The sequence below is a fragment of the Geomonas paludis genome (assembly GCF_014193585.1).
GTDB classification, from domain to species: domain Bacteria; phylum Desulfobacterota; class Desulfuromonadia; order Geobacterales; family Geobacteraceae; genus Geomonas; species Geomonas paludis.
Map to the genome: position 1 here is coordinate 43,652 of NZ_BLXY01000011.1, position 18,380 is coordinate 62,031.

12 protein-coding genes are annotated in these 18,380 nt (G+C 63.9%); all 12 read left to right on the forward strand.

Features of this window, described 5'->3' with window-relative positions; genetic code table 11:
* Window positions 1-12 precede the first annotated feature (12 nt).
* Window positions 13-1,068, forward strand: coding sequence for a tetratricopeptide repeat protein (locus H7687_RS17895; RefSeq protein ID WP_183349939.1), 1,056 nt, complete (start codon window positions 13-15; stop codon window positions 1,066-1,068).
* Between the two features lie 26 nt (window positions 1,069-1,094).
* Complete coding sequence (locus tag H7687_RS17900) at window positions 1,095-1,370, forward strand: HU family DNA-binding protein (RefSeq protein WP_183349941.1); 276 nt, start codon at window positions 1,095-1,097, stop codon at window positions 1,368-1,370.
* 132 nt (window positions 1,371-1,502) lie between these two features.
* Window positions 1,503-3,173, forward strand: coding sequence for a Na/Pi cotransporter family protein (locus tag H7687_RS17905; RefSeq protein WP_183349943.1), 1,671 nt, complete (start codon window positions 1,503-1,505; stop codon window positions 3,171-3,173).
* A complete protein-coding gene (locus tag H7687_RS17910) occupies window positions 3,170-4,072 on the forward strand; it encodes a Ppx/GppA phosphatase family protein (RefSeq protein ID WP_183349945.1) in 903 nt (300 codons plus the stop codon). Before H7687_RS17905 ends, H7687_RS17910 begins: the two co-directional genes overlap by 4 nt.
* A gap of 517 nt (window positions 4,073-4,589) precedes the next feature.
* Entirely contained in the window at window positions 4,590-6,548 is a 1,959-nt protein-coding gene (locus H7687_RS17915; protein WP_183349947.1) for an NHL repeat-containing protein, read from the forward strand.
* Window positions 6,548-7,231, forward strand: coding sequence for an FKBP-type peptidyl-prolyl cis-trans isomerase (locus H7687_RS17920; RefSeq protein WP_183349949.1), 684 nt, complete (start codon window positions 6,548-6,550; stop codon window positions 7,229-7,231). Before H7687_RS17915 ends, H7687_RS17920 begins: the two co-directional genes overlap by 1 nt.
* Before the next feature lie 40 nt (window positions 7,232-7,271).
* Window positions 7,272-7,529: a hypothetical protein gene (locus tag H7687_RS17925; RefSeq protein ID WP_183349950.1), complete on the forward strand. Its 258-nt coding sequence runs from the start codon at window positions 7,272-7,274 to the stop codon at window positions 7,527-7,529.
* A gap of 20 nt (window positions 7,530-7,549) precedes the next feature.
* A complete protein-coding gene (locus tag H7687_RS17930; RefSeq protein WP_183349951.1) occupies window positions 7,550-12,760 on the forward strand; it encodes a choice-of-anchor D domain-containing protein in 5,211 nt (1,736 codons plus the stop codon).
* A gap of 101 nt (window positions 12,761-12,861) precedes the next feature.
* Complete coding sequence (locus H7687_RS17935; RefSeq protein WP_183349952.1) at window positions 12,862-14,184, forward strand: hypothetical protein; 1,323 nt, start codon at window positions 12,862-12,864, stop codon at window positions 14,182-14,184.
* A gap of 199 nt (window positions 14,185-14,383) precedes the next feature.
* Window positions 14,384-15,286, forward strand: coding sequence for a sensor domain-containing diguanylate cyclase (locus H7687_RS17940; RefSeq protein WP_183349954.1), 903 nt, complete (start codon window positions 14,384-14,386; stop codon window positions 15,284-15,286).
* Between the two features lie 186 nt (window positions 15,287-15,472).
* Window positions 15,473-16,954, forward strand: a complete 1,482-nt coding sequence (locus tag H7687_RS17945; RefSeq protein ID WP_183349956.1) for an ammonia-forming cytochrome c nitrite reductase subunit c552 — start codon at window positions 15,473-15,475, stop codon at window positions 16,952-16,954.
* 386 nt (window positions 16,955-17,340) lie between these two features.
* Window positions 17,341-18,342: a methyltransferase gene (locus tag H7687_RS17950; RefSeq protein ID WP_183349958.1), complete on the forward strand. Its 1,002-nt coding sequence runs from the start codon at window positions 17,341-17,343 to the stop codon at window positions 18,340-18,342.
* Window positions 18,343-18,380 lie beyond the last annotated feature (38 nt).

Here is an 18,380-nt window from a genome sequence, read left to right on the forward strand (position 1 = left end):
ATCGGAGGCTGCATGTTTTTCGGACTGTTCGGCAAGAAGGATTTTCGTCACTACCAGAACCAGGGCGCCAAGCACCTCGCCGCTGAGCGCTACGCCGACGCGCGCGTCGATTTCCAGGAAGCGCTGAAACTGTGTCCCGCAGAAGCCTCCCACGAAGCGGCTGCCATCCGCCAGGGCCTGGACCAGGCCTGCAACCACCTGGGCGAGCTGAACCTGCAGGAGGGGGAACACGCCCTGCGCGCCGGTGAGGCCCAGAAGGCCTATGACCATTTCTGCCTTGCCGCCGACCTCGCTGCCGACCCTGCCATCAAGTCGCGCGCCCACGCCCAAGCCGCCAAACTGGAGCAGCCCGAAACCCAGGCCGTTGCAGCCAAACCGGCCGCCGCACCGGCGGGTGCGGGCAACTACAAGCCGCACAGCGGCGGTTCCTGCACCACCTGCAAGGGGCACGGCGACCACCACCACGAGGAACCGGCACCGATGGAGATGAGCATGTCCGAAGAAGACCAGTTCTTCCTCATGGTCCAGCCGCTCCCCGGAGACCTGCCCGGCCGCTACGCAGAACTGGGACCCAAATTTGCCAAGGCGTACCTCATGATTCATGACGGCAATGACCGCGACGCGTTCCCCATTTTGCAAGAAATGTTGTTATCTGGTGAAAATGACATTGTATTATACGAAGTGGCACTTATAATGTTCCGTGCGGGGCAAATTCATGAGAGCGAGACGCTCCTAAACCGAGCATTGGCGCTCAATCCGCAAAACGCAGCGGTCTACTTGGCACTCGTTCATTTGTTTGCCGGCGGCGGGCGCTACCCGCAGGCGATAGCCACCGTTGAGAAAATGCTGGAACTGGACATTCTCCCGGACCAGGCCCTGTTCATGCTGGGGGAGTTGCACGAGACCACAGGCAACGTCGAGCGGGCCATGGAGTTGTGGACCAAGTCGCTGGATCACCCGAGCGTGGCCAAGGCGGCTGCCGAGCGGATGATCCCGATCCTGAACCGCCAGGGGCGCAGCGACGACGTGAAGTACCTGTCCAAAAAATACTTAAAGGGATGTTGTTAAAAGAAGCTGGTTTTCGGAGGTGGACAATGAACAAATCAGAACTCATTGAATCTCTCGCAGCTAAAAAGACGCTCTCCTTCAAGAAGGCCGAGGAAGTGGTCAACGCCGTCTTCGCCTCGATGACCGAGGCCCTTCTTTCCGGTGACCGGATCGAAATCAGGGGCTTCGGCAGCTTCGTCGTGAAGGAGTACGACGCCTATACCGGCAGGAATCCCAAGACGGGCGAGTCCATCTCCGTCAAGGCGAAGAAGTTGCCCTTCTTCAAGGTCGGCAAGGAGCTCAAGGAGAAGGTCTCCGGCTAACCTTTTTCGCCCTTACCGTCACGGGAGTAACGCAATCTCGACACCACCACTGCGCCCGCCGGCCGCCATGGCCTGCGGGCGCCCATTATTCCTGACGCGTTTTTAGCCTTAACCTGCTGGACTGGCCTTACCATGTTCCCCACCTCTTGGTCTTATATCGTCGAGGCTCTCGGCGGCCTGGCGCTGTTCATTCTCGGCATGCGCACTATGTCGGAGGGGCTGCAGAAGGTCACCGGAGAGCGCCTGCGCCGCGTGCTGGAGCGCACCACCGGAAACCGCCTCACCGCCCCCCTGATCGGCAGCTGTCTCGCTTCCATCCTCCAATCCGGCTCCGCCGCCTCGGTGCTCGTGGTCGGCTTCGTCAACGCCGGGCTCCTCTCCCTGTACCAGGCCCTGGGGGTGCTGCTCGGCACCGGCATCGGCACCACCCTCGCCATACAGTTCATCGCGTTCCGCGTCTCCGCGCTGGCGCTCCCCGCCATCACCATCGGCGTCTTCCTGAACTTCTTCTCCGGCAGGCGCAAGCTCGCCGACGCAGGAGGGATGCTTTTGGGGATCGGCCTCGTGTTCTTCGGCCTCTCCATCCTGGAAGGTGCCTGCCTGCCGCTCAGCGAAAGCGCGATCATCGCCGGGCTGCACCAGGGACTCCCCTCGCTGCGCCTGGTGGCGGTCCTGCTCGGCGCGCTGCTTACTTTCCTGGTCCAGTCGGGGAGCGCCACGCTCGGGATCGTCATCGCGCTCGCCTCGGCCGGGGTGCTCTCCTACGATGCCGCCATCGCCATGGTGATCGGCGAGGTGGCCGGGGCCGCGCTGATCCCGCTCATCGCCTCCATCGGGGGCAGCCAGGCCGCGAAGCGCGCCGTGGTGATCTACCTCGGCATTAGCCTGGTGGCCATCTCCCTGGCCCTGATCTTCTTCCCCCTGTTCCTGAAGGGCGTGGCGCTGGTCTCCCCGGGGGATCTCTCCCTCCTGCACCGCGGGGCGCCCCCGGAAGCGGTGGTGCAGGCCCTGCGCCCCCATATCGCCCGGCACCTGGCCAACGCCCACACCCTGTTCACCGTGGCCTCGCTGTTCATGTTCCTCCCCACCATCGGCTTCTTCGCCCGTTCCGCCGAGACCCTGCTCCCCACCAGGCGCTCCGAGAGCGAGCCGCGTCCCCGCTTCATCGACGTGCGCGTCATCAAGACCCCGACCATCGCCCTGGTGCAGGCCTGGAACGAACTGGCGCGCATGGGTGGCATCGCGGCCGCCATGTACGCGGAACTGGTGTCACAGTTCGACGGCTTCAACCCGAAAGTCGCCGCTGCCGTGCGGGACAAGGAGGTGGTGCTCGACGTGCTGCACCGCGACATGTCCCAGTTCCTGGTGGCGCTTAGCCGCGAGACGCTTTCCCTGGAGCGCGCCGTCGAGATTCCGACCATGCTGGAATTGGTGAACGAAATCGAGCAGGTCGGGGACCAGGCCGAGGCGATCCTCAACTACCTGATGCGCAAGAAGGAAGAGCGGCTCAGGTTTTCCGCCAGCGCCATGGATGAGTTGAAGCGCGTCGCGGCCAAGGTGGGGGAGGTGGTGGCCCGGTGCGAGACCGCCCTGAAAGGGGACGAGGTGCCGGACGTGACCAACCTCAAGCTGGAAATAGCCTCGCTGGAGAGCGAACTGCAGGCAAGCCACCTGCGCCGGCTCAAAAGCGGTAAATGCAACATCGTCGCGGGGCTTTTGTACGGCGACATCATCGTCAGTTTCTCGAAGATCTCGCAGCTCTGCTTCTCCATAATCGCCCAAAGGAAAGGACTCAACCCATGACCGACATGGTAGCCGCCATCGACCTTGGCACCAACACCGCCCGGCTCCAGATCGCCACCCGGGACCCGTACCACCAGGTGCTTTTGAAGCGCATCATCACCAGGCTGGGAGGCGGCTTTACCCGTGAAACCGGACTCTCCGCGGAGGCGCAGGAGCGCTCCATGGCCGCGCTGAAGGAGTTTGCCGGCGACATGGCCAACCACGGCGTGGTGCGGCTGCGCGCGGTGGCAACATCGGCGGTGCGCGACGCCAAAAACGGCGCCGAATTCTGCAGGCGCGTCCTGGAGCAGACCGGTATCGCCCTGGAGGTCATCGACGGCAACGAAGAGGCGTTACTGACACTGAGGGGGGTCGCGTCGATCCTCGACAACAAGGACGAGGACCTGGCCGTCTTCGACGTCGGCGGCGGGAGCACCGAGTACACGCTGGCCGCCGGGCAAAAACCTCTTTTCTCCAGGAGCCTCCCCATAGGCGTGGTGCGCCTCACCGAAGGCAAGGTCGGGGTGGCGGAGATGGAAGACAAGATCCGGCGCGAGTTGACCGCGTTGCGGGGCGAACTGGCAGGGGAGGGGCTTGCAGCCCGTTTCTCGGCCTCGACCCTCGTCGGGACCGCGGGCACCGCGACGACGCTGGCGGCCATAGACATCGGCATGACCGATTACGACTACAAGAAGGTCAACAACCACACCATCCCGCTGGCAAAGGTAGCCGCGATGTTCGACCGGCTGCTGCCGCTCACTCCCGAGGAGCGCCTCAAGGTTCCCGGCCTGGAACCGGGACGTGAAGACCTGATCATCGCCGGGATGTTGGTCGTTCTGACCACGATGCGGGTCTTCGGCTTCGAGACCTTCAAGGTAAGCGACTCCGGCCTGCTCGAAGGGGTGATACTCGGGGTGTAAAGGAGGGGCCGCTGTCGCGGCCGCCCATCTCCGCTGCGCCCCCTTGGCCCCGCCCTTTTCATCCCTGAATCCTTGCGCGAAGGGGTGCGAAAAAAGCGACAGTGTACGTTTTTTTGCACCCCTTCGCAAACCCAACCATAATACGTAGTTTGCACTGCTTTCCCTCCTTTGCTACTTCACGACCTTTTCGGGTAGGCGCACCCCCCCCGTTACTTTTCCCCTGCGCTCGTATCTTATAACTGTCTAAACCACTGTCGTATTTTAGTATCTACTATAGCAGGCACAATATCTGCACTGTGGCTGAGCACGTAAAACGGCCACTGTGTCTGAACCTTCCGGTGATGGAGAATCAAACTGTTTTTCCCCCGTTAGCAGTGTTCATACCGAGCCAGACCTGAACAATCCAATTCAATAATTTAGATGTCTACAAAGGTTCTGGTAACTGTAGTAGTTACCAAACGAACTTCTGTATTTTGTTGCTGGCAGGCGAACCATTAACAAGCAAGTGGAGGGAAGAATGAGTTTTACACGTTTGCTGAAGGTATCTGTCGCGGCTGTTATGACATTGGCGTTGGCCTCGTGCGGCGGCGGTGGCGGGGGAGGCGGGGGCGCGCCGCAGCTGACCAACATGGGGGGGGCGTTGCAGGGGAGAGCGCTGGCTCTCACCAACAGCGTGACCTCCTTCGCCGGAACCGCCGGGTCCGCAGACGGCGCAGCGGGGCGGGCGAGATTCAGCCTTCCCAGCGACGTCGCCTGCGACGGAACCAATCTCTACGTCGTCGACACCGGCAACAGCGTAGTCCGCAAGGTGGTCCTCGCCACCGGGGCGACATCGACAGTCGCGGGGCTGGCCGGGGTCACCGGTTCGGCCGATGGAGCCGGGGCAGCCGCGAGGTTCAACTATCCCACCGGAATTGCCATGAGCAGCGACAACTCCACGCTGTACGTCAGCGACACCGGCAACAACACCATCCGCAGCATAGACGTCGCCACCGGCGCGGTGACGACCCTGGCAGGTACTGCGGGGAGCGTGGGCTCCGCTAACGGCACGGGGGGCGCGGCCCGATTCAGCTCCCCCTGCGGCGTCGCTACCGATGGAACCAACCTTTACGTTGCCGACAGCCTCAACCACCGCATCCGTAAGATCGTCCTCGCCTCGGCTGCGGTCACGACCCTTGCCGGCAGCGGCGTGCAGGACTTCGCCGACGGCACCGGCGCCGCGGCCAGCTTCAACTCGCCGCGCGGCATCGCCACCGACGGAACATCGCTTTATCTGGCGGACCAGGGGAACTCCGCCGTCAGGAGGATCGTGATAGCGACCGGTGTGGTTTCGACCCTGGTACAGCCTGCGGCGGGAATCGAGTCTCCGGCCGGGATCGCCACCGACGGGACCAACCTCTACGTCGCCGACACCGAGATGAACAACCTGCGCAAGGTCGTCATCGCCACCCATGCGGTCTCCACCCTGGCCGGCGACGTGGCAGGGGCCCCCGGGAGCAACAACGCATCGGGGGGCGCGGCCCGTTTCAGCACCCCTGGCGGGTTGGCTTTCAACGGAGGCGCGCTCTACGTGGCCGACGCAGGAAACGATCTTCTGCGCAAGGTTACCGTCGCCACAGGAGACAGCTCCACGGTCGCCGGTGTCGTGGGCTCCGCAGACGGCGTAGGCGTCGCGGCAGCCTTCACCTCGCCCTACGACCTGACCACCGACGGCAGGAACGTCTACGTGGCGGACTCGAACAACCACACCATCAGGCAGATTTCCATCGCCACCGGCGCAGTGACCACGCTCGCCGGAACGGCTGACCGCCCAGGCTCCGTGGACGCAACCGGAGCCGCCGCTTCCTTCAGATTCCCAAGCGGCATCACCACCGACGGGACCAGTATCTTCGTCTCCGACACCGGCAACAACACGATCCGCAAGATTGTGATCGCCACCGGCGCCGTTTCCACCCTGGCCGGCACGGCGGGGGTAACCGGTGCGGCCGACGGTAGCGGGAGCGCGGCGAGCTTCCATTCCCCCAACGGCATCACCACCGACGGGACCAACCTCTACGTCGCCGACAGCGGCAACAATTCGGTCAGGAAGATCGTCATCGCAACCGGCGCGGTCACGACCGTGGTCGCCCCCTCCGCGGGTCTCAGTTCTCCCTACGGCATCACCACCGACGGCGCCACGCTCTACATCACCGACAGCGGCAACGACAGGATCTGCAAGCTCGTGCTGGCAACATCCGTCTTTTCGCCCCTGACCGTCTCCGGCGTTGCCTTCAACTTCCCCAGCGGCATAACCACCGACGGGGTCAGCCTCTTCGTGACCGACGCGGCCAACGGCTCGGTAAGCAGGATCGCCATAGCTACCGGCGTCTCAGGCGCCGTACTGACCGGCCTGCGTAACCCCAACGGCATCAGCACGGACGGCACCACGCTCTACGTCGCCGACGCGCACGACAACACCGTCATCAGGGTGCGGTAATGCGATCATTCCTCATTTTACTAGCGGTTATGCTCGCGGCGGCGCCGGCTCGCGCGGCCGAAGGTCTCTCCACCCAGAAAGAGCGGATCAACTACGCCATAGGCGTGAACCTCATCGGCAACCTGAAGCAGCAAGAGGTCGACATCGACCTGGAGCTGGTGGTGAAGGGGATGCGCGATGCCCTTGCCGGCGGACCGCTTCTCATGTCCGACGAGGACCTGCGCAAGTACATAAGCTTCTACCAGCACGACGTGCGCCGGAAGGTGGCCAAGACGAGGGCTGGAGCGGCGCAGGAAAACGAGAGGGCGGGAGCCCAGTTCATGTCCGCCAACAAAAACAAAAAAGGGGTCGTCTCCCTGCCCAGCGGCCTGCAGTACCGGGTGCTCAGGGAAGGCGCCGGCAAGCGCCCTGTCGACGCCGACAACGTCACTTTCCATTACCGCAGTTCCTCGATTACCGGCACCGAGTACGAAAGCTCCTATCGCACCGGGCACCCGGCCTCGCGCCGGGTCGGGGACGGGGTGGTGCCGGGGCTGTCGGAAGCGCTCAAGCTGATGCCGGTAGGATCCAAGTGGCAGCTCTTTTTGCCGCCGAAGCTGGCCTACGACAACAAGGGCAACGGCACCAAGGTCGGCCCCAATGAAACCATTGTCTTTGAAATCGATCTTCTCGCCATCAACTGAACGGGAAGTGATATTCGGGATTAACCCGGAGGAGGATGCAATGAAAAAAATGATGTCAGCCATAGCGGCGCTGGCCGTGACCATGTCGCTTGCGACGGCGCAGGCGGCCCCGGAACCTGCGCCCCTGCAGGGTGCGAAAGAGGCGGAGGCGAAGCCGGCGCTGCAGGCGTCCGCGGCAAAAACCGCGGCGCCGCTCAGGGAGAGGGCTCTTAGAAGCGAGATCAAGGCCCGCGGCGCGGAAACGAGAAAGAGGCTGTTGGAAGAAAACAACGCCCCCCAGGTCCCAGGCAGGCAATGAAATTCCAGGAGGAGAAAACTATGAGCAGGCGATTCTTGCAGCACATCTGCCTCGCCTTTGCCGTCGCCGTCCTCGCCACAGGGGCCGCTACCGCACAGGCTGCACCATACACTGCGCCAGGCTACACGCCGGATTACTACGAGACACCGAACTGGGCCAATTCCCCCCCGCTGCGTAAGTTCGTGGACACGCTGCCCGGCCTGAACGCAGCGGGTAAAAACAACCTCGGCCAGTACCTGCCGGTGGCCATTCCCGACACCACGAGTTACCCCGGATCGGATTACTACGAGCTGGAGCTTGGGGAGTACACGGAGAAGATGCACTCCGACCTTCCCCCGACCACGCTGCGCGGCTACCGTCAGGTCAACACCACCGACCCGAACGTCAGCTCGTTCCATTACCTCGGGCCGCTGATCATGGCGACCAAGGACCGGCCGGTCCGCGTCAAGTTCATCAACCGCCTCCCCAACGGCAGCGCCGGCAACCTCTTCCTTCCGGTCGACACCACCGTGATGGGCTCCGGCGAGGGGCCTAACTGTACCCCGGTCGATCCGGCGGACCCGGCGGGGCCGCAGAACTGCGAGATGTACACCCAAAACCGCGCCGACCTGCACCTGCACGGCGGGCGCACCCCCTGGATCAGCGACGGCACGCCGCACCAGTGGATCACGCCGGCGGGCGAGGCCACCTCCTATAAGAAAGGGGTGAGCGTGGTCAACGTCCCTGACATGTGGTTCAAGGCCGACGGCACCATGATCACCGAGGCGACTTTCCCAGGCTCCGCCTGCGCCGGTTCCACCACCTGCGCCGAGCCGGGAGCGACCAACGACCCGGGCGATGGCGCCCAGACCTACTACTGGACCAACCAGCAGAGTGCCAGGCTGATGTTCTACCACGACCACTCCATGGGGATCACCCGCCTCAACGTCTACGCCGGCGAGGCGGCCGGGTACCTGCTGCAGGACGATGTCGAACTGGCGCTGGTGAACGGCGGCACGGTGAACGGCCGCACCTTCAAGGCGGGAACCATCCCGGCCGACCAGATCCCGCTCATCATCCAGGACAAGACCTTCGTTGACGGTGACCCCGCGAGTCCCACCTACGTCAAGAAGACCGACCCGCTCTGGAACTGGGGGACGGGCCCCCTGGCAGGAACCCCCAACGCCAAGGGGGTGTACGAGCGCGCTGCCAAGACCGGCGACCTTTGGTGGCCCCACGTCTACATGCCCGCCGAGAACCCGTTCAACCCCGACCTTTCCGGCATGAGCGGCTTTGGGCGCTGGTTCTACGGTCCCTGGTTCTACCCGGCGACGCCCGTGTGCGGCGTTGACGGCGCGCAGCTTCCCCTGTGCGTGGCTCAGGGGCCGGTTGCGAACCCCTACTACGACCCTACCTGCGACCCTGCCGTGGCCGGCTTCTGTCAGCCGCCGCTCATCCCCGGCACCCCCGACACCTCGTGGGGCGCCGAGGCGTTCATGGACACCATGGTGGTCAACGGCACCGCTTACCCGAAGCTGACCGTGGACCCGAAGCCGTACCGCTTGCGCATCCTGAACGCGGCCCACGACAGGTTCCTCAACCTGCAGCTTTACCAGGCGGACGCCAGCGTCCCGAAGGGATGCCCCACCTGCGCCGACCTGACCGAGGTGAAGATGGTCCCGGCTCTCGAGATGCCGGCCTATCCGAACTGGCCTGCTGACGCGAGGGAAGGGGGAGTGCCCGACCCGGCCCTGCGCGGCCCCGCCTTCATCCAGGTGGGAAGCGAAGGGGGACTTCTCCCCGCGCCGGTGCTGCTGCCGAACCAGCCGGTTTCCTGGAACCTCGACCCGACCACCTTCAACTTCGGCAACGTGAACGGCGGCACCCTGATCATGGGACCTGCCGAGCGCGCCGACGTCATCGTCGACTTCTCCAAGTACGCGGGCAAGACCCTGATCCTGTACAACGACGCGCCCACGGCCTTTCCGGCACTGGTGCCTCAGTACAACTACTACACCGGTGCCCCCGACCGCACCGACATGGGGGGCATCGCCGGCACTCCGGTCGGCTTCGGCCCCAACATCCGTACCGTCATGCAGATCACCGTCACCGGCTCGGGCGGCAGCGCCCCCCCCGACGACTACAACCCGGCGATGCTGACCGAGCTGCAGAACGCGTTCAAGACCACGCCCACCGAGGCGGGGGCCTTCTCGCTTTCCCAGGAGCCGGTCATTGTGGGTCAGACGGCCTACAACCAGACCTACAACAAGCTCTTCCCGGCCAACTGGCCCACCTGGGGCGTTTCGAGGATCACCGACACTTCTATCAGCTTCAAACAGCCCGACGGCACCCTGATGGAAAACTTCGCCATGAAACCCAAGGCGATCCACGACGAGATGGGGGCGTCCTTCGACGAGTTCGGCCGCATGGCGGCGAAGCTCGGCCTGGAACTCCCGTTCACCAACGCGGGCAACGCCAACTTCGTGCTGCAGAACTACGCCGACCCGGTCACCGAGCAGCTCACCCCGGGAGGCATCCAGGTCTGGAAGATCTCCCACAACGGGGTCGACACGCACCCGGTACACTTCCACCTGTTCGACGTGCAGATCCTTAACCGCGTCTCCTGGGACGGCATCATCAGGCTCCCCGACGCCAACGAGCTCGGGTGGAAGGACACCATCAGGGTGAGCCCCCTGGAGGACACCATCGTCGCGCTGCGTCCCATCACCCCGCAGGTGCCGTTCCCGCTGCCGGACAGCGTCCGCCCGCTCAACCCGACGGTTCCTATCGGCTCCGACATGGGCTTCTCCCAGTCGAACCCGAAGGACGGCGGCAACCTCGGCGGCGCCATGGTCAACCAGCTGTACAACTTCGGACACGAGTACGTCTGGCATTGCCACATCCTGAGCCACGAGGAAAACGACATGATGCGTTCCATGTCGTTCCTGGTGCCGCCGCTGGCGCCGGCAACCCTCACCGCCGCCAACAACGGCCCCAATGTCGATCTCTCCTTCAAGGACAACTCGGCCAGCGAGTCGAGCTTCGAGGTGCAGATCAGCAACGACCCGACCTTCCAGGCCGGGGTGTCCACCCGGGTGGTTGCCGCCAGCGTACCCGCGGCGAAGTTCGGCGATACCATGACGCTTTCGGTGGATCCTGCGCTGGGTAGCTACTACCGGGTGCAGGCGCTCGACGACTACACCCCGACCACCCCCCCGAGCTACCGGCCCGAATGGCAGGCGGCCACCAGCCGTTCCTCCTGGTCCAACATCGCCACGGTGGCGGCGATTCCGATCGCCCTCTCTTCGCCCGCCTCCCTGGCCTTCGGCGACCAGCCGTACGGATCGGTGAGCGCGGCCAAGACCATCACGCTTACTAACGGGGGCAGGTCCGACCTGACCGTCACCTCGGCCGCCCTGGCTGGCGCGAACCCCGGGGAGTTCGCGGTCACCGCCAACAACTGTGTCGCTACGCTGGCACCCGCGGCAGGCTGCAGCATAAGCGTCACCTTTAACCCGACCGTGGCGGCCGCGGCTAACGCCTCGCTCACCATCAACAGCGACGACCCGGCCCGCCCGGCGCTGTCCGTCCCGGTCACCGGTACCGGCATCGCCTCCGCGCTGGCGACCCTCAACCCGCTGCAGCTGATCTTCGACCCGCAGCTGGTGGCAACGACGAGCGCCGCCAAAACGATCAGCCTCGCCAACACGGGGAACCAGGATCTCGGCGTTTCCGCGATACGTCTTACCGGCGGCACCGTCGCCGATTTCAGCGTCACCCACGACTGCCCCGTTACGCTCGTTCCCGCGGCCACCTGCACCATCAGCGTGACCGCCACCCCGAGCTTCGCCGGGACCGTCCTGGCCGACCTCGCCATCGATACTACGGGCCCGGCGGCCAGCACCGCCATCGTACCTCTGAGCGTCATCGGCACGGCCCCCATCGCCGTCGCCAACCCGTCGTCGCTTAATTTCGCCAACCAGTTCGCCAAGAGTGCGAGCGCAGCCAGGCAGGTGGTCATCTCCAACGCAGGCACAGCGCCTCTCGTCGTAAGCGGCATCGGGTTCGCCGGTGCCAACCCGGGGGACTTCTCCCAGAGCAGCAACTGCGCGAGCGGGCCCATAGCCGTCGGCGCTTCCTGCACCGTCAACGTCGTCTTCACCCCGCAGGCGATGGGGAACCGCGCCGCCAACCTGGCCGTGGCCACCAGCGACCCTGTGACACCGCTTGTCAACGTGGCGTTGGCCGGAGCCGGCGTGGCGCCGGTAGGAAGCGTGGCCCCTGCCTCGCTCTCCTACGGCAACGTGCTGGTCAACACCGCCAGCCTGCCGCAGACGGTGACCGTGTCCAACCAGAGCTCAACGACTGCGCTGCAGATAAGCGCCATTACCCTGACCGGCACGGACCCGACCCACTTCTCCCTTGCCAGCAGCTGCGGCCCCACCGTGGCGCCGGGAGGAAGCTGCAGCGTCGCAGTCAGCTTCACCCCGCTTGCCGAGGGGGCGAAGAGTGCCGCGCTCACCGTCGTCAGTAACGATCCCTTCAACGGGACACCTGCCGGCACCTTCTCCGTTCCCCTGACCGGGCTCGGGACCACCATCACGCTCAGCTCCCAGGCGCTCTACTTCGGCGCCCAGGTGGTGAACAACAACAGCTCGAAACAGATCGTCTCCATCCTCAATACGAGCGACCTCCCGATGGCGGTCAGCGACATAGCGATGGGCGGGGTTAACCCCGGCGATTTCACCCAGACCAACGGCTGCCCTCCCACTCTGGTAGGGGGCGAATCGTGCACCATCAACATCAAGTTCAGACCGACCGCGCCGGGTCCCCGCTCCGCCATCCTGTACATCTACGACAGCGCCGCCGGCAGCCCGCAGAGCATACCTATCAGCGGCACCGGCATGAGCGGGCCCGCGGCAGGGGTCAACCCTACCTCGATCAACTTCGGCAGCGTGACCCGCGGCTCGGCCAGTGCGCCGCAGACCATCACCCTCACTTCCACCGGGGGGGTCCCCCTGCTGGTCAGCAGCATCTCCCTCAGCGGGACCGCTGCGGCCGACTTCACGCTGGTCAACAACGACTGCCCGATTGGCGGCGCCGGGCTCGCCGCAGGGGCAAGCTGCACCGTAAGCGTCAGCTTCGCACCTTCCAGGACCACCGGCACCCGCAACGCCTGGGTGAGCTTCACCGATAACGCCAACAACAACACCAGCACCCAGAGCGTCACGCTGGTAGGCGTGGCCCAGTAGTACGGTACCCTGAACCGGGGAGGGGGAAAACCCCTCCCCGGACTTCCGTCGGCCCGGCCGTATCACCGGGAACTCGACGACTTCTTCCCTGCGAGGTCCTCATGTGCCAGCGTCTTTTGCTACGGGGAGCGCTCCTTTGCTCCCTCATGCTTTGCATTCCGCTTCTCCTACCACAGCAGTCAGCCGCCGCCTCGGTGCTCTCGCTGGACCCTGCCGGAAACGGCTCATTCGTACTTCACGGCAAGGCGTTCACCAACGTCGCGGGCATCGACCTCGCCATCACCTACGACAGTTCGAAGCTCTCGAACCCGCGCCTGACCCAGGGGCCGCTCGCCAGGGGCGCCGTCACCGCGCTCAACCGCAACGCCCCCGGCACATTAGTGGTATCGATCATCGGTGCCCCAGCCATCACTGGAAACGGCAAGATCGCCACCGTTGCCTTCGATCAGCAAGGCGAAGACACGGGGCAAATCAGTGTCAGGGGGAGCATCATCGACACGCTGGGACTGAAACAACCGGTGCTGCTCTATGCCGGAAGCACCGTCGACACCGTACCGCCGGCCACCTCAACCGTCGCGGCCGCTCCTACCGCTCCGGCCGCGACCTCCGATCAGGCCGGGGGCGGTGCAAACGGCGCAGTCGTCGACTCCGCCGCGGTTCCCGCCCGAATCGGCCTGGCCAGGCTCATCGGCGGGAGCGTCTCGCCTCCCGCAGCCGAAGCGCCTGCCGTCTCCGGGGGAATGGAGAATCGCGACCGCGCCGGCCAGGAGGGGGGCGCGTCGACCGAACCGGCGGAGATCCAGCAGCCCTCAACCGTCAGCCGAACCCAGGACGAGCAAGCTCCCGTGGTTCCCGTCCAGGCCGAAGCGGAACAGGCTGCCAGTTCCGCATCCGTGGCACCCCAAGAGGTGCCAAGCGTACTGGAACGCTTCCGCACCTTCACCGGTCAAAGGAGCGCCGCCGGTTTTATCTCGCTCTTTGCCCAAGGGGAGCACCCCTGTTTTCACCAGGACCCGCCCATCGGGATCAGCACCCCCGGCTCCGTCCTTGCCCTGACCATCCCACGCAATGGAGACAAGGCGCCCAACTTCGCCTTCCAGGGGTGCCAGGCGCTTTCCTTCCGGGCAGGGGAGGGGGGCTGGGTCCTCGAGGTAAAACCTGATTCTGGTGCGGAAAGCGCCACTGTCGTCATGCTCCTTGGCGCGATCAAGCAATGTCCCCTCACCCTGGCGCCGGCCGCGGACGTGGATCTTGACGGCTCTGGGAAGGTGACCGAGGCCGATTTCGAGGCTTACCTGCAAAAGGCCAAAGGGGAAGCGGCGATCAAGAGGCGCGACCTTAACAACGACGGGCGCCTGGATTACCACGACGACTACATCTTCACCGCCAACTACCTTGCCGCAGGCAAAAAGGTATCTAAATGATCCGTATAGTGGGTCCCCCGCGAAAACGGAGGGTGACCGATTGTGCCGCTCGAAACGTTTGAGGGGCTGAGGCGGGGAAGGGGGATGCGGCATACCCGTTGTTTTGCATTCTTTGACAACAAACGGGAAGCAGACTATACTCATTAGCCAGTTTGCCTCTCTTCTTTAATCTCATGTCATCAGGCAAGGAGTCCGGCCCGTGGATCTAAGCAACCAGTCGTTCAGAAAGATCATCGATGATTTGCGTGATGGTCTTTACATCGTCGACAACGAAAGGAGGATAGTCTTCTGGAACCACGCCGCGGAAAGGATCTCCGGGTACAGTGCTGACGAGGTGCTCGGCAAGCCGTGCGCCGACAACATCCTCTGTCATGTCGACGACGTCGGCCTCAACCTCTGTTGCAGCGAATGCCCCCTCGCCTCGACCATCGACACCGGTACTCCCCACGATGCCCAGGTGTTTCTGCACCACAAGAACGGGCACCGGGTCCCGGTGCTGGTGCGCGTCATCCCGCTCACCGATGAAACCGGCAAGGTGATAGGCGGCGTGGAGATGTTCTCGGACAACAGCGGTCAGGTTCACAACGACGAACGGCTCCTGGAACTGGAAAAACTTGCTTTGCTGGACGGCCTCACCCAGCTGGCCAATCGCCGTTACCTGGACCGCGAACTCGAGTCCCGCCTCGAGGAACTGCATCGCTACGACATCCCCTTCGGCATCCTCTTCATGGACCTGGACGACTTCAAGAAGATCAACGACCGTTACGGGCACGAGACCGGAGACCGCGTGCTGCAGTTCGTTTCCGGCACCTTGAGCGCCAACTCCCGTCCCTTCGACCTCTACGGCCGCTGGGGAGGGGAAGAATTCGTCGGTATCATCCGCAACGTCAACGCTGCGAACCTGAAACACATGGGGCACCGCCTGCGCCGCCTGGTGGAGAAATCGTTCGTGCTGGTGGAAGAGGAAGCGCTGCGCGTCACCATCTCCATCGGCGCGACCATGGCCGTGAAAAACGACACCGTGCAGACGCTCCTGGCGCGCGCCGATGGACTCATGTACCAGAGCAAGGCCGCCGGCAAGAACCGGCTCACCATCGGTTGACCTGCCGGCGTTCCCCGCCGCACTGACCCTACCTGCGCTGGAATCAGAATCCCCCCCGCACGTTCACCCTCTTTTTGCTCCCCTTACGCCTCCCGTCAACAGCCATTGAAAAAAATGATGGTAGACTCATCTGGCTTGCTTTCCTGCACATTAGCTGTCCAACGCCATGAAAAGGAGGAACAAAAAATGGGTGTGAACATCGCCACGAGATGCACTGTCGCCGTTCTTGCCATGTTGGCGGCCACGGCAATCTGGGCCGGCTGCAGTCACCGCGCCGCCGAGGTGCAACCAGCCCAGCAGGTGGCCGAAGCACCGCTGGACCCTGCCGACGCAGCCATTGATCCGGCGCGTTGGGGCAAGCTGTACCCGGTTCACTACCAGCAGTGGAAGCTCACCAGCGAGCCGACCCCGGCCGGCCTCAGCAAGTACAAGCGCGGCTACGACGTCGGCGAGGAAAGGCGTGACAAGCTGGACGAATACCCCTTCCTGGCGCTTTTGTACAACGGCTGGGGCTTCGGTGCGGAATACAACGAGCCGCGCGGGCACTACTACATGGTGCAGGACCAGCTCGAAGTCGATCCCGGCCGGATCAAGGCCGGCGGCGCCTGCCTCACCTGCAAGACTCCCTATGCCCCCAAGCTCGCCAAGGAGATGGGACCGGCCTACTTCTCCACCCCGTACAAGGAGGTGTTGGCGCGTCTGCCCAAGGCGAACCAGACCCTCGGGGTCGCCTGCATCGACTGCCACGACAACAAGGGGATGGCCCTGCGCATCTCGCGCGGCTTTACCCTGGGCAAGGCGCTGAGAGATATCGGCCTGGACCAGGACAAGCTGACCCGTGAGCAGAAGCGCACCTTCGTCTGCGCCCAGTGCCACGTCACCTACATCATCCCGAAGGACAAGGAGATGCATTCCACGGACGTCTTCTTCCCCTGGGGCGGCAGCAGGGAAGGGCACATCACCATCGAGAACATCATCAAGCAGATCAAGAGTTCGCCCGCGCACGGGGAGTGGGTCCAGGCGGTGACCGGGTTCAAAATGGCCTTCATTCGCCATCCCGAGTACGAGTTCTACTCCAATCAAAGCCCCCATTACCTCGCCGGGGTGACCTGTGCCGACTGTCACATGCCGATGATGACCTCCAACAACGAGGAGTTGACCGACCACAGGATCATGAGCCCGCTCAAGGGGAGCATGTCCGCCTGCGCCGCCTGCCACAGCGAGACGCCTGCGCAGTTGCGGCAGAAAGTGATCGACATCCAGGACCGCTTCATCGACCGCTACCTGAAGACCGGCTATGCCGTCGCCGCCGATGCCAAACTCTTCGAGATGGCCAACAAGGCCACGGCCGCCGGCAAGCAGGTCGACAGGGAACTGTACGGTATGGCCAGGGAGCACTACGAACAGGCATTCTACCGGTTGATCTTCCTCGGCGCGGAGAACTCGACCGGCTTCCACAACCCGGCCGAGGCGATGCGCGTTATCGAGGATGCGTCGAGCCACGCCGCCGGTGCCGACATGCACCTGCGCCAGCTGCTGGCCAAGGCGGGTGAGCGGGTGCCGGAAAAGATCGACCTGGAACTGTCCAAGTACACCACCAACCGCGGCGCCAAGAAGCTGCCGTTCAGGAAGGAGCACGAGATCCTGCCACCGACGTTGGTGAAGTAGCCGGTAAGAGGGGACTGGCTCCGCAAGGTGCCTGTCCCCTTAGTCCCAGGGGGACTGGCTCCGCAAGGCGCCTGTCCCCTTTGTGCTTGTGGAAGTCGGTTCAGCAGAAAAGAGCGTTCCCAAGGGGCGGAGGGGGACTGGCTCCGCCAGGTGCCTGTCCCCTTTGTGCTTGTGGACGTCGGTTCAGCAGACAGGAGCGTTCCGCTAAAGGGACAGGCACCTGACGGAGCCCGTCCCTTCTGCTGCGTACTGCCCGCATTAGCATTTACGGTAACTTGACGGTGCTCAAACTGGCGGGTAGACTTGCCCCGTTTAATGATTTCAGCAGCATCGCTTGATTTCATGTGAGGCCCGGGAGTTCCGGGACACGTTTGAGGGAGGGAAATGTGGAATTGAAAGAATGGACGCCGGCTACACTTCTTGAACTATCCGGTTCGTACTGGAGTACCTGCACACTGCACGCCGGGGTAAAGCTGAACCTCTTCACGCCGCTGGCCTCGACCCCGATGACGGCGCCAGAGCTGGCCGAGACGCTGGCCTGCGACGCGCGCGGGCTCGCCATGCTGCTGGACGCCCTCGCCGCACTCGGCCTGCTCAAAAAAGAAACCCGCCTCTACGCCGCCACCCCGTTTTCCGCACAGTTCCTCAGCCGCACCTCACCGGACTACCTCGGGCATATCATCATGCACCATCATCACCTGGTAGCGGGCTGGGGCCGGCTGGACGAAGCGGTCAAATCAGGACAGCCGGTCCGGGAGCGGGTATCCCACGAGGACGTGGAGAGCTCGCGCGAGAGCTTCCTGATGGGGATGTTCAACCTCGCCATGATGATCGCGCCGAAGATCGTCCCCCAGATCGACCTGCAGGGACGCAGGCGTCTGCTCGATCTCGGCGGCGGCCCGGGCACCTACGCCATCCACTTTTGCCGCCACAACCCGCAACTCGATGCCGTCATCTGCGATCTCCCCACCACCAGGAGTTTCGCCGTAGAGACCGTCGCGCGCTTCGAGTTGTCGGATCGGATCGGTTTCGTTGCCGCCGATTTCGAACAGGACGAACTGCCGGAGGGATTCGACGTGGCCTGGCTGTCGCACGTGCTGCACGGTATCGGGCCCGATGCCTGCCTCGCCGTATTGAAAAATACGGTGAAGGCCTTGGAGTCCGGGGGATTGATCCTGATCCAGGAGTTCATACTGGACGACAGGAAGGACTCGCCGGTGTTCCCGGCACTGTTCTCGCTGAACATGCTGCTCGGGACGCCGGAGGGGCAGGCCTACAGCCAGGGGGAACTGTTCCACATGCTGGAGCAGGCCGGGGCGACCGAGGTGCGCCGGCTCCCGATCGAGCTTCCCAACGGCGCCGGTGTCATAGCCGGGCTCGTACCGTGAACCTGCTTGGGACAGGTATCCTGGTGAAGTGAGTGGGC

Coding starts and splice junctions, on each gene's coding strand:
- H7687_RS17895 (WP_183349939.1), top strand. CDS start 13: ATGTTTTTCGGACTGTTCGGCAAGAAGGATTTTCGTCACTACCAGAAC.
- H7687_RS17900 (WP_183349941.1), top strand. CDS start 1,095: ATGAACAAATCAGAACTCATTGAATCTCTCGCAGCTAAAAAGACGCTC.
- H7687_RS17905 (WP_183349943.1), top strand. CDS start 1,503: ATGTTCCCCACCTCTTGGTCTTATATCGTCGAGGCTCTCGGCGGCCTG.
- H7687_RS17910 (WP_183349945.1), top strand. CDS start 3,170: ATGACCGACATGGTAGCCGCCATCGACCTTGGCACCAACACCGCCCGG.
- H7687_RS17915 (WP_183349947.1), top strand. CDS start 4,590: ATGAGTTTTACACGTTTGCTGAAGGTATCTGTCGCGGCTGTTATGACA.
- H7687_RS17920 (WP_183349949.1), top strand. CDS start 6,548: ATGCGATCATTCCTCATTTTACTAGCGGTTATGCTCGCGGCGGCGCCG.
- H7687_RS17925 (WP_183349950.1), top strand. CDS start 7,272: ATGAAAAAAATGATGTCAGCCATAGCGGCGCTGGCCGTGACCATGTCG.
- H7687_RS17930 (WP_183349951.1), top strand. CDS start 7,550: ATGAGCAGGCGATTCTTGCAGCACATCTGCCTCGCCTTTGCCGTCGCC.
- H7687_RS17935 (WP_183349952.1), top strand. CDS start 12,862: ATGTGCCAGCGTCTTTTGCTACGGGGAGCGCTCCTTTGCTCCCTCATG.
- H7687_RS17945 (WP_183349956.1), top strand. CDS start 15,473: ATGGGTGTGAACATCGCCACGAGATGCACTGTCGCCGTTCTTGCCATG.